Annotated in this window: 11 protein-coding genes; 10 read left to right on the top strand and 1 reads right to left on the bottom strand. The window is 35.9% G+C overall.

Annotated elements, in window-relative coordinates; translation table 11 throughout:
* Nucleotides 1–177 precede the first annotated feature (177 nt).
* The 7 genes from obgE (at nt 178) to FHL06_RS00205 (ending at nt 6560) form a co-directional block, all read left to right on the top strand.
* Nucleotides 178–1464 (top strand): GTPase ObgE, encoded by a 1287-nt coding sequence (gene obgE, locus FHL06_RS00235; RefSeq protein ID WP_337692510.1) that lies wholly within the window; start codon nt 178–180, stop codon nt 1462–1464.
* Nucleotides 1465–1476: 12 nt separating this feature from the next.
* Complete coding sequence (locus FHL06_RS00230; RefSeq protein WP_153384246.1) at nt 1477–3402, top strand: acyltransferase family protein; 1926 nt, start codon at nt 1477–1479, stop codon at nt 3400–3402.
* A 14-nt stretch (nt 3403–3416) separates the two neighbouring features.
* The gene (rnz, locus tag FHL06_RS00225) at nt 3417–4343 is read left to right on the top strand and encodes a ribonuclease Z (RefSeq protein WP_153384245.1); all 927 of its coding nucleotides are present in this window, start codon (nt 3417–3419) and stop codon (nt 4341–4343) included.
* A gap of 14 nt (nt 4344–4357) precedes the next feature.
* A complete protein-coding gene (locus tag FHL06_RS00220) occupies nt 4358–5155 on the top strand; it encodes an SDR family NAD(P)-dependent oxidoreductase (RefSeq protein ID WP_153384244.1) in 798 nt (265 codons plus the stop codon).
* A gap of 13 nt (nt 5156–5168) precedes the next feature.
* Nucleotides 5169–5489, top strand: coding sequence for a lipopolysaccharide assembly protein LapA domain-containing protein (locus tag FHL06_RS00215; protein WP_153384243.1), 321 nt, complete (start codon nt 5169–5171; stop codon nt 5487–5489).
* A gap of 88 nt (nt 5490–5577) precedes the next feature.
* Nucleotides 5578–5760: a 50S ribosomal protein L32 gene (gene rpmF / locus FHL06_RS00210; protein ID WP_153384242.1), complete on the top strand. Its 183-nt coding sequence runs from the start codon at nt 5578–5580 to the stop codon at nt 5758–5760.
* A 65-nt stretch (nt 5761–5825) separates the two neighbouring features.
* The gene (locus tag FHL06_RS00205) at nt 5826–6560 is read left to right on the top strand and encodes a hypothetical protein (RefSeq protein WP_153384241.1); all 735 of its coding nucleotides are present in this window, start codon (nt 5826–5828) and stop codon (nt 6558–6560) included.
* Nucleotides 6561–6656: 96 nt separating this feature from the next.
* On the opposite strand, the gene FHL06_RS00200 is transcribed toward FHL06_RS00205, so the two are convergent.
* Nucleotides 6657–6854 carry a YjzD family protein gene (locus FHL06_RS00200; RefSeq protein WP_153384240.1) on the bottom strand — a complete coding sequence of 66 codons (198 nt, stop codon included), beginning with the start codon at nt 6852–6854 and terminating at the stop codon, nt 6657–6659.
* Nucleotides 6855–6947: 93 nt separating this feature from the next.
* On the opposite strand from FHL06_RS00200, the gene dnaE reads away from it, so the two are divergent.
* From dnaE to pyk, 3 genes are all read left to right on the top strand, one after another.
* Complete coding sequence (gene dnaE, locus FHL06_RS00195; protein ID WP_153384239.1) at nt 6948–10268, top strand: DNA polymerase III subunit alpha; 3321 nt, start codon at nt 6948–6950, stop codon at nt 10266–10268.
* A 103-nt stretch (nt 10269–10371) separates the two neighbouring features.
* A complete protein-coding gene (gene pfkA / locus FHL06_RS00190) occupies nt 10372–11331 on the top strand; it encodes a 6-phosphofructokinase (protein WP_153384238.1) in 960 nt (319 codons plus the stop codon).
* Nucleotides 11332–11398: 67 nt separating this feature from the next.
* Complete coding sequence (gene pyk, locus FHL06_RS00185; protein ID WP_153384237.1) at nt 11399–13168, top strand: pyruvate kinase; 1770 nt, start codon at nt 11399–11401, stop codon at nt 13166–13168.
* Nucleotides 13169–13224 lie beyond the last annotated feature (56 nt).

Below are 13224 nucleotides of genomic sequence, written 5' to 3'. Positions count from 1 at the left end.
AATATAATACAACCATTAACGGTCAAAATCAATCATAAAATGCCAAAATCTTCCAAAAACTTTCAATTATTATAGACCATTTAATAAATTACTGGACAATCAATGTCAGTTCAACGTATTATGGAAGCTGTTTTTGTGCTAAAATTTAGAAATGATAATTATAGTTTAGAAAGGGGGATTTTAATGTTCGTAGATAACGTTAAAATCACCGTTAGATCCGGAAAGGGTGGCGATGGCGCTGTAGCCTTTCGTCACGAGAAGTATGTACCGCTTGGAGGACCTTCTGGTGGTGATGGTGGTCGCGGTGGCGATATCATCCTTAGGGCTAACGAAGGGATGAATACCCTAATGGACTTTAGATATAAGAGAATATTTAAAGCCGATCCTGGCCAAAATGGTCAAATTAAGGGAATGTATGGTCACAAAGCTGATCCTGTTTATATCAATGTTCCAACGGGAACTTCTGTTTATGATGTTGATAATGGACATTTAATTGGTGACTTAACAGAAAATAACCAAGAGTTGGTCGTTGCTAAAGGTGGCGATGGCGGACGAGGCAACATTCATTTTGCTACGTCTAAGAATCAAGCACCTGAATTGGCAGAAAATGGTGAACCTGGTCAAGAAAAACATATCAAACTTGAATTGAAATTGATTGCTGATGTTGGTTTGGTTGGATTCCCATCTGTTGGTAAATCTACCTTATTATCTGTAGCAACATCTGCTAAGCCTAAAATTGCGGCTTATCATTTTACAACCTTATCGCCTAATTTAGGGATGGTTCGTTTAGATAATGGTAACGATTTTGTTATCGCCGATTTACCAGGTTTGATTGAAGGAGCCTCAAATGGCGTTGGCTTGGGAATTCAATTCTTACGACACGTCGAGAGAACTCGGGTTCTTTTGCACTTAGTCGATATGGATCCTAATAGTGGTCGTGATCCAATGGAAGACTACCAAGCTATTAGAAAAGAATTGGGTAATTATGATGAAAATGTCTTAAAACGTCCAGAAATCATCGTACCAACTAAATTGGATGTACCTGGTTCGCAAGAACGTCTAGATGAGTTCAAGAAACAATTGCCAGATGATGTTGATATTTTCCCAATTTCAAGTATTCAACATACTGGTGTAAAGGCATTATTGAATCATACTAGTGAAGTATTATCTAAGGCAGAACCAATTCATTTTGATGTTCAAACGCAGGAGAATAAGGATTACAACTATGAACCTGAAGAAAAAGCCTTCACGATTGAAAAAGATCCAGAATATGAACACAGCTTTATCGTTAAGGGTAAGAAAGTTGAATCGCTTCTTCAAAGAACCAATATGGATCATCAAGATGGAATTATGCGTTTTGCTCGTCAACTCAAGTCGATGGGTATCGAAGATGCACTGATCAAGGCTGGTGCTGAATCAGGCGATTCAGTAACAATTCTTGATTTCACTTTTGAATTTATTTAGGGGCAATAAAAAATGGATAAATCACCGAAAAAAAGGTTTATTACTGGATTTGATGGACTACGTACCTTAGGTGTGATTGGTGTTATTATGTATCACCTGAATCCTAATGTTTTTTCCGGCGGGTATTTGGGAGTGCCAATTTTCTTCCTGATATCGGGTTATTTAATCACAGATCATTTCTTCAATACTGTTGATTATGGTGGTTCCTTCTCATTAAGTAATTTCTATGTAAAGAGAATTAAGAGACTATATCCTGGGATGCTGTTTGTTTTACTAGCATCTGGGGCATATATCGTTATATTTTTAAAGGGGTTACTCTATCATTTAGATCAGATAGTGTTAACCAATGTTTTGAACGTGTATAACTGGTGGCAAATTTTTAATGGTCAATCTTATTTTGAAAGATTCGCTAATAATGAATCGCCATTCGTTCACTTATGGACACTGTCAATCGAAGGTCAATTCTATATTATTTGGCCAATTCTTTTGATTTTATTTACTAAGTTTCACGTTAAGAAGAGTCGTATCTTTGGCTTTTCTCTAATAGTTTCAATTGCTTCAGCAATTTGGATGGCAATGTTATTTAAGCCAGGCGTTGACCCAAGTAGAATTTACTATGGAACTGATACGAGATTATTCTCAATTCTTTTAGGTTGCGGTTTGGCACTGATTTGGCCAGCTGAAAAATTGAAGAGCAATTTGCATAAGAGCGATAAATGGAAGCTAAATATAGTTGGTTTATTGTCGATTGCTTTAATGATTTTAATGATTTTTACAATCAAAGATTCTGATCCATTCTTGTATCGTGGCGGAATGTTTATTTTCTCAGTTACGACATGTATTTTCATTGCTGTTGTAGCTCACCCTGATTCATTCTGGAATGATATTTTATCGAATCGCGTCTTCCACTATATAGGTGCAAGAAGTTATGGATTATATTTATATCAATTTCCAGTAATGATATTCTTTGAATCAAAATTCAAGAATGTCGCTGATCATCCAGTGCTTTATCCTGTAATCGAAGTTATTTTGATTCTCTTAGTAACTGAATTTTCATTTAGATTTGTTGAACAACCACTAGCACATGCTAAGTGGAGCGATGTAAAGAACTTCTTTAAGATTTCTTCAGGTTGGCAAAGAATTATTGCCTTAGTAGTAGCTGTTATTAGTATTACTGGTTGTTATAGCGTGGTTAAAGCGGTAAGTACTCCTAAGCCAAATGTTAACCACAGCCAATTAGCTAACAAGATTACTAAGAATGAAAAAGCTAATAAAGCTAAGAAACAACGAGCAATTGAGAATTTGAAGAAAGCTAAGAAGCAAAAGAATTCAACAGGTAAGATGTCTGCAGCAGACTATGCTAAGTATAAGAAGGCTGCAAAAGATCATCCTATCAATACTGATTTCGAGAAATATGGCTTGACGCAAATTGACTTGCAAAGATTAAAGGATATCCCAATGACAGCTGTTGGTGATTCTGTTATGGCCGATGGTTCAGATAATTTCTTGAAGTTATTCGATGATAAGAAAGTTATCGTCGATGCTGCTGTCAGTCGTCAATTAACTGCCAGTGTGGATATTTTGCAAAACTATAAAGATCAAGGCGTCTTAGCTCAAAATGTTATGATTGGTTTGGGAACTAACGGACCATTCAATATGCAACAATTAGGTCAGATTATGAATTTAGTTGGACCTAAACGTCATGTTTACTGGATTAATGTTCACGTACCAACAAGACCATGGGAAAAGACTGTTAATGGTGTCTTAGACCAAGCACAAAAGAAGTATAAGAATTTAACAGTCATTGATTGGAATGGTTATTCAGAAAACCATACAGACTGGTTCTATGATGACAATGTTCATCCAAATCCTGATGGTTCAATGTATTACACTTCATATGTTGCTAAAGAAATTTTGAAAACAATAGATAAAAAATAGAATAGGATTTTTTTATGGAATTAGAATTTTTAGGAACTGGTGCCGGAGTTCCATCGAAAGGTCGCAATGTTTCAAGTACAGCACTTAAGATGCTTGATGAAAGAAACGAAGTATGGCTTTTTGACGTTGGCGAGGCTACACAGCATCAAATATTGAGAACAACAATTAAACCAAGGAAGATAACTAAGATATTTATCTCCCATTTACACGGCGACCATATCTTTGGACTTCCTGGGTTGTTGTCTAGCCGGGCCAATCAAGGCGGCGATTCTCCACTTGAAATATATGGACCAGTGGGAATTAAAGAATATGTAGAAACATCTTTGAAAGTCACTGGCAGCAAACTGAGCTATCAAATTAAATATATCGAGTTAAAAAATGAAGGCGAGATTTTTAATGATAAGACCTTTAGTGTTTACGCTGGAAAATTGAAGCATCGTGTTACTTGTTTTGGCTATCGAGTTGTTGAAAAACCTCGAACGGGTGAATTGTTAGTTGATGATTTAAAGAAGTATAATATTCCTAATGGACCAATCTTTGGTCAATTAAAAGCTGGGAAAACTGTTGAATTAGAAAATGGAACAGTTTTAAATGGTAAAGATTTTATTGGACCAGATAAGCCAAGTAAAATCGTGACAATCATTTCTGATACGAGATACACTCCAGAAATAGATAAGTTGTCTCAAGATGCTGATGTGATCGTTCACGAATCGACTTTTTCAAATGATGAGAAACAAATGGCTTATAACTATTTCCATTCCACAGCTACTCAAGCAGCTCAAGTTGCGAAAAGATGCCATGCAAAGGGTTTGATTTTAACGCATATTTCTGCTAGATATACTGGTAGAGGTGCTTTGATTTTACAAAAAGAAGCTCAAAAGATTTTTAAGAATACGCGCGTGGCTAAAGATTTTGACCTGTATGAGGTACCATTTAAATAGAAAAGAGGATGGTTATGACTAATTTATTGAATCGTACACTGATCGTTACTGGAGCCTCTTCTGGAATTGGCAAGGACGTGGCTGTTAATGCTGCTAAATGTGGTGCCAATGTAATTCTAATTGCCAGAAATGAAGAAAAATTGCTTCAAGTTAAAAATGAATGTATTCGTGTTGGTGCTGAAAGTGCGCATCATGAGTACTTATCAATTGACATGAGTGATCCAAAACAAATTACTCAAGGTGTTAAAGACGTTTATGAGATTAATGACGACATTGACTATTTAGTTAATGCAGCCGGTTTTGGAGACTTTTCTAATTATCTAGAAACAGACTTCGATAAGATTGAAAAGATGTTTCGAGTAAATGTTCTCGGTTTGATGTTGATGACGAGATTAGTGGCTTCTGAAATGATCAAAAATGGCAGAGGACATATCTTGAATGTTGGCTCTATGGCTGGTAAGATAACAACACCTAAGTCAGCAGCCTATGCAGCTACAAAAGCAGCCGTGATTGCCTTCTCTGATGGTCTAAGACTTGAATTAAGACCAATGGGTGTATATGTAACAACTATTAATCTAGGGCCAGTGAAGACTAATTTCTTCAATGTGGCTGATCATAATGGTACTTATCTCGATTCGGTCAAAAATTTTGTCTTAGATCCGGATAAGTTAGCATGGGAAATCGTTAATACTTTTGATAAGAATAAACGTGAGATTAATCGTCCTCGCTATATGGAATTAGCAGCAGTGCTTTATAAATTAGCTCCAAGTCTTGGGGATTATTTTGCTTCAACACTTGGAAATCGGAAGTAGGGGGAGCTTTACAATGAATGGTAATGGAAAACAATCGAAATTCGTCATCGGATTAGTTATTGTTTTAATCGTAGTGATCTTCGCTGTATTAAATGTAGATCCAGTGGCAGTCAGCTTTGGCTTCACGCGTGTTAAGTTACCTTTGATCATTTTGATCATCGTATCGTTACTTTTAGGGGCATTAGTTACGTTGCTTCTAGCTGGCACTGGTAAGAAAAAAGATAATGATTTAAACCGTCATGCTAAGAAACAAATTTCCAATGTTAAAGTTTCTCATGACAGTCAAATTGCTGACGCATTAAAGGAAAATAATGCTAAAAAGCAAACAAAATAGTAAATTTGCTTGCTCAAACGTTTTTATGATAGTATTATATTAAACGTTAGATTTGATTAGGTTAATATAAATAAAGGAGTTTTTAAACATGGCAGTTCCAAAGAGAAAATCATCAAAACAAAGAAAGCGTCAAAGACGTGCACATATTAAATTAGCTACACCAAACATGCAATTCGATGTTGCTACAGGTGAATATCGTTTGAGTCACCACGTATCACCATCAGGTATGTACAAAGGTGAAAAAGTTATCGACGATAACAAAGAAGCTTAATAAAAAAGTCAAGTCAATTTAGTCTTGGCTTTTTTTCATATTTAAAATTAGATGGGGAAACAACTATGAAAAAACTTAAATACATGTTATTGATGGTTATTCCGCTATTCTTTTTATTGCTAACGGGATGCTCTTCTTTAAGCCTGTCTACGACTAAAAAGTCATATAGTGCCAATGGACTAGTAGCAACAATCAAGGGGAAAGCCACTGATTATAAAAAATTGACTTATACAGTTGCTGGAAAAACTAAGAAAGTTGCGGTTGATGGAGGACATTTTGCCATTTCAGTACCAGTTTCTAATACAAATCAAAATGTTAGAATCAAAGCTACAAATGGAAAAGATACTGAAACTAAATTAGTAAAAGTAAAAAAAGCCAAGGCTCTTACAGACTACCTGACTTTTGCTCAAAGTTATAACTATACGTTGTTGTCGTTAGGTCAACCAACGGATCAATTACAGTTGATCTCAAAAAATGGGATTTTTACTCATAAGAAGAATGATGGGACTAAATGGTACTATAATGTCCAAAATAATCAGTTGATGGGCATTGCTACGAAATTTTCATATAAAGATTTGAAGTCTAAATCAGGACAAAAGGACTTTGCAACTGATTTGATGGTCGTATCGAATATTTTAGGTGCAGATGGGAAAAAGGTTTTGAAAGACTTTTCGAAACAAATCAAGAATACTGGACAAAGTTCTACTAAGACTTCGATGGATCAAATAACTTCAAAGGGTATCAATTTTAATATTAATTTGACTACAAGTGAGTTCTATCTTTATATCACTAAATATTAATCAACAAAAAAACTGTTAATTCAAATTATGAATTAACAGTTTATGAATTAACAGTTTTTTTATAAATTGTAAATAATAAAAAAGCGCCTAATAAAATTAAGCGTTTTTTTCGTCTTTAACAGAACTATCTAGAATCAATGGAATTATACTAAAAATGACAGCAAATACAACGCTGACGATTGCTGAATAACTCATGTTAAAAGTTTGCTGGTTTAAAGCACCACCAATGAATCCGGCAACTTGTCCCAGCATGATAGACCAGAAAATAATAGCAATATATCTCATTTCTTCCATCTCGCTTTCTCAAGTAGTTTAGCACAAAAGAATAATTTTCCCAATAAACTTTCACTTGCTTTTGATATAATTTTAACCAAAGGGGGCGACAAATTGCAAGCACAACTACAAGCGATGAGTAGTTATAGTTTACTGCACAGTCCCGCTAAATTAACGGAACTAATCGAACAAGCAAAAAAAAGAGGCTATCAAGCATTAGCTTTAACCGACATTAACAATTTGTATGGTTCGATTGATTTTTATAAATATGCCAAAAAAATTGGCCTCAAGCCAATCATTGGTTTAACTGCTGAACTTGCTGGAATTATTGATACAACTAATAAATATTCATTGATCTTGCTCTCAAAAAATGATGCAGGGTATAAGAATTTAATTAAAATATCTTCCAAAATAATGTCTAATAAAGAACCTCTTGATATTTTGGAATTAAAAGATTACTTAAATAATTTATTTGTCATCACACCAGGCAGCGGAGCTGAAATTTTACAAGTTGATGTCAAAGACTATTTAAAAAAGATAGTTGGCTTATTTGACAAAGGGGCTTTCTTTTTAGGAGTTGGATTAAATTCCGGCCAAATCGATAATGTCAAAAATATTAAGCAAACTGCTCAGATGGAGAATTTGCCGATGACTGCATTAGGCGATGTGAGATATATCAATTCTGATGACCATTTAGCTTATCAAGTCGTCAATAATTTACGAACTGGTCAAAGATTTGAAAGTTTAGAACAAGTTGTGGAAACTGGCGATCATTATTTAAAAAAAGCGGATGAATTTACTGCTGATTTTTTACAAGTCGACATGCAACAAGCTGTCAAAAATACTGAAAAAATAGCTGATGCCTGTAACGTTGAGATTGAATTTAAGGAAACTGAATTGCCAAAATTTGAAACGCCAGATAAAACAACTTCGATTCAATTTTTACATAGTTTAGCTTTGAAAGGATTAAAAAAACGTTTCAATAATAATATTGCTCAAAATTATGTAGATCGCTTGAATTATGAATTGCGTGTAATTGAAAAAATGGGCTTCTCAGACTACTTTTTGATTGTTTGGGATGTCATTAAGCATGCACATGAAGTTGGTATTAAAACAGGCCCAGGTCGTGGTTCAGCTGCTGGTTCTTTAGTGTCATATTGTCTAGGTATTACTCAAGTAGACCCGATTAAATATGACCTTTTGTTTGAACGTTTTTTAAATCCTCAAAGAGCCAATATGCCTGATATCGATTTAGATTTACCAGATGACCGACGGGATGAGATGGTTATGTATATGCATGACAAATATGGTTCTGATCATATGGCACAAATTATTACCTTTGGAACCTTGGCAGCGAAGATGGCTTTAAGAGACATTTCGAGAACTTTTAGTCAAACGCAATTTCAGATTTCTCAATGGTCAAATGCAATTCCTAAAAAACTTAATATCAGTTTGCATGATTCTTTTGATGAATCAGCTTCCTTAAGAGAATTAGTTAATAATTCTCGTGAAAATCAATTAATATTTAAAGTTGCTCAAAGAGTTGAAGGAATCCCTCGGCACTATTCAACTCATGCTGCAGGGATAGTTTTAAGTAAAAAGCCCATGACTGATATTGTGGCTGTTCAATTAGAAGATGATGGCATCAATTTAACTCAGCAAACTAAATACAATGTTGAAAGTGTTGGATTGTTGAAGATGGACTTTTTAGGTCTCAAGAATTTGACTATTTTGGATGAGGCTATTAAAAAGATTTCCAAACGATATGGTAAAACTTTCATTCCTGAAAAGATTCCTTTAAACGATGAAAGGACTTTAAAAATCTTCCAGTTAGGAGCGACGGACGGTGTCTTTCAATTTGAATCAGATGGAATCAGAAGCGTCTTGCGCAGATTGGTTCCAACTAGTTTTGATGACATTGTGGCCACTAATGCCTTGTATCGCCCAGGTCCCATGCAAAATATTTCCACTTTTATTGCCCGAAAACACGGTGAAGAACCGGTAGTCTATCCTGATCAATCGCTTGAAAAAATTCTCAAACCCACTTATGGAGTTCTGGTTTATCAAGAGCAAGTAATGCAAGTATCATCTGAAATGGCTGGTTTTTCACTGGCTGATGCCGATATTTTACGTCGGGCTATCAGTAAGAAGAATGAAGCTTTAATTGAAGAGAATCGACAAAAATTCGTTAACGGGGCAGTTTCTCAAGGACATGATGAAGCCTCTGCTCAAAAGGTTTATCAGTATATCGAAAAGTTTGGTAACTATGGATTCAACAAATCCCATTCAGTTGCCTATTCGATGATTGCTTTTTGGCTAGCGTATATCAAAGTCCATTTCCCAGATGTCTTTTTTACTTGCTTATTAAATTCAAACTTGAATGCTGAATCTAAGGTGACGACGTATATTCAGGATGCTAAAGACGCACATTTAAAAATTTTGAATGTCGATATCAATCAGAGCCAATATGAATTTGTCGATACGAAAGAGGCTATTCGTTTTGGATTGTTGAGTATTAAAGGGATGCGTCGAGACTTGGCATCAGAAATTATTCAACAGCGTGAAAAAAATGGCGAATATACTAGTCCAATTAACTTTTTACAGCGAATTGACCGAAGGTTCGTTAAGACAGATTACGTAGAACCACTGGTATTGTCTGGGGCGTTTGATAAATTCAATCAAAATCGTAAAGAATTGCTCTATAATTTCCGTGATTTGATTGAAAGCATTCAATTAGCTGGTGGAAATTTATCGTTATTCGATGTCTTAGATCCAAAGAAACATCAAGTTAATGATTTTACTTTGACTGAAAAGCTCAATCAAGAAAAGGAATATTTGGGAGTCTATGTTTCAGGACATCCGGTTGAAAAATATCGTAGTCGTCTTTTAGATTTACAAACCGTCAAAATTGTTGATTTAAGTAATAGACAAAATGTCAATGTTAATGTTTTAGGATTAGTTAAAAATTTACGAGTGATTAGGACTAAAAAGGGTCAACGTATGTGTTTTATGACGATTGAAGATGAATCTGGCCGTATATCTGTGACCGTTTTTCCAAAGCTATTTCAAAAAATAGAAAAAGAGGAACTGGATGGTAAAATCTTTCTCTTTGTAGGTCGCAGCAACGTTGGTCAGCGAGGAGATTTAGAATTAATTGCTGAACGTCTTTTGGATCCTAAACAATATACAGTCAAATTACCAAAAGAAAAGTTATATTTACGGATAATGCCTCAAATGGACAATCCAGAAAAACTTGAAGAATTGTATCAATTGATTGAAAGTTCACGTGGTAAAATGCCGGTGATAATTTATCGAGAGAAAAAAAGACAGGCTTTACTCTTGAAATCTAACCGGTGGATAGATTTTAATAGTAATGTGCAAAGTAAACTGGAAAACTTTTTAGGTAAAAGAAATGTTTTCGTAAAAAAAGACTGATTTATTTATTTTAAAACGTTTTCAGCTCTACAAAGTAAGTAACAAAAATGTTATATTTTATTAGGTTTTGTTTTAGAAACAAATAATTTTGGAGTGTGAACAAATGAAGCGTATTGGTATTTTAACCAGTGGTGGAGATGCCCCTGGTATGAATGCTGCTATTAGAGCAGTCACACGTAGAGCCATTGACAAGGGGCTTGAAGTGTTTGGTATCAATTATGGATATGCTGGTTTGGTTGCTGGTGACATCTTTCAACTAACAACTGCTGACGTGTCTGACCGTATTCAACGCGGTGGTACTTTCTTGCATTCTGCAAGATACCCTGAATTTGCTAACGTAGAAGGTCAACTCAAGGGTATTGAGCAATTGAAGAAATTTGGAATCGACGCACTAGTTGTTATTGGTGGCGACGGTTCTTACCACGGTGCATTACGTTTGACTGAACATGGTTACAACGCAATTGGGCTACCAGGAACTATCGATAATGATATTCCTTATACTGACTTTACAATTGGTTTTGACACAGCTGTTTCAACTGCTGTCGATGCCATTGACAAGTTAAGGGATACTGCTACTTCTCACGAAAGAACTTTCGTTGTTGAAGTAATGGGTCGAGGTGCTGGTGACGTTGCTCTTTGGGCTGGTGTTGCCGGTGGTGCTCAAGAGATTGTCGTTCCAGAACGTGATTTCGATATTAAAGAAATTGCAAAGAAAGTTACAGAAGGCCGTGAAAAAGGCAATAAGAATATGATTATTGTCTTGGCCGAGGGAGTTATGCATGCTCAAGATTTCATGAATGAATTGGACAAGTATGGTGACTTCCAAACACGTGCTACTGTCTTAGGACACGTACAACGTGGTGGTTCACCAACTGCAAGAGATCGTGTCTTAGCAAGCAAGATGGGTGCTAAGGCTGTTGACCTTCTTCTTGAAGGCAAAGGTGGTCTTGCAATTGGTATCGAAGATAACAAGATTACTTCACATGATATTCTTGATTTATTCGATAGCAAGCACAAACCAGATTTATCACTTTATGATTTGAATGAATCTTTAAGCAGATAATTTCAAGCATGAAATGATGTAATTTGTTACAATAAACGATGAATAAGACAAGAAAAGGGGATTCTCGATGAAAAGAACTAAAATTGTAAGTACACTCGGACCTGCTAGTAACGATGTTGATACAATCGTTAAGTTGATTGAAGCAGGAGCTAACATCTTCCGTTTCAACTTCTCACACGGTGACCATCCAGAACACAAAGCTCGTATGGAAATGGTTCACGAAGCAGAAAAAATTACTGGTAAGACTGTAGGTATCGTTCTTGATACTAAGGGTGCTGAAATTCGTACAACTGTTCAAGAAGGTAACAAGTTTGAAGCTAAGATTGGTCAAACAATCCGTATTTCAATGGATGACTCATTGACAGGTACACCAGAAAAAATTGCTTCTACTTACCCTGGTCTTTACGATGATACACACGTTGGTGGTCACGTATTGATCGATGATGGTCTTGTTGACTTGAAGATTACTGAAAAAGATGACAAGAACCGTGAATTGGTTACAGTTGTTCAAAACGACGGTATGATCGGTTCAAGAAAGAGTATCAATGCTCCTGGTGTTGAAGTTCGTCTACCTGGTATTACAGAAAAAGATTCAGATGATATTCGTTTCGGTCTTGACCAAGGTATCAACTTCATCTCAGCTTCATTCGTTCGTAAAGCTCAAGATGTCTTAGACATTCGTGAAATCCTTGAAGAAAAACACTGTGAATACGTACAAATTTTCCCTAAGATCGAATCACAAGAAGGTATCGACAATATCGATTCTATTCTTAAAGTTTCAGATGGTTTGATGATTGCTCGTGGTGACATGGGTGTTGAAATTCCATTTGAAAACGTACCATTCGTTCAAAAATCATTGATCAAGAAGTGTAACTCACTTGGTAAGCCAGTTATCACAGCTACACAAATGCTTGATTCAATGCAAGAAAACCCACGTCCTACACGTGCCGAAGTTACTGATGTTGCTAACTCTGTTCTTGATGGTACAGATGCTACAATGCTTTCAGGTGAAAGTGCTAACGGTGACTACCCTGTAGAAGCTGTTGCTGCTATGGCTCGTATCGATGAACGTACAGAACAACAATTAGACAAGAAGAACCAACTTGCTATTCAAAGATTCGAAGATTACAAAGGTTCAAACGTTACAGAATCAATCGGTGAATCAGTTGTTAGAACTGCTGAAGAATTGAACATTAACACAATTGTTGCAGCTACTAAGTCTGGTTACACAGCTCGTATGATTTCTAAGTATCGTCCAAGTGCTAACATTTTGGCTATCACATTTGACGAAACTACACAACGTGGATTGACAGTTAACTGGGGTGTAGATCCTATTATTGCTGACAAGCCGGAAAACACTGATGAAATGTTCGATCTTGCTGCTAAGAAAGCTCAAGAACGTGGACTTGCTAAGGAAGGTGACTTGATTCTTGTTGTTGCCGGTGTTCCTGTTGGTGAAAGTGGTACAACAAACGTTATGAAGATTCAATTGATCGGTTCAACATTGGTTAAAGGCCAAGGTGTTGGTGAAGAATCAGTTGTTGGTAACGTTGTAGTTGCTCACAATGCTGAAGAAGCAAACAAGAAGATCAACGAAGGTGACATCCTTGTTACAGAAATGACTGACAAAGATTACCTACCAGCTCTTGAAAAAGCTAGTGCCGTTGTTGTTGAAAACGGTGGTTTAACTTCACATGCTGCTGTTGTTGGTATTGCTATGGGTCTACCTGTAGTTGTTGGTGCTAAGAATGCTACAAACCTTGTTAACGATGGTGACACTGTTACTGTTGATTCAAGACGTGGTGTTGTATACAAAGGTGCTTCACGTTCACTATAATTTTAAACATTTAGTTTAATAATTTAATGAATAATAAATTAACTGAGAGAAACTGA

Source organism: Companilactobacillus halodurans (genome assembly GCF_009600985.1).
Lineage (GTDB): Bacteria > Bacillota > Bacilli > Lactobacillales > Lactobacillaceae > Companilactobacillus > Companilactobacillus halodurans.
Note: the sequence above shows the minus strand (reverse complement) of the source record. Positions and strands in the feature narration are given on the sequence as shown.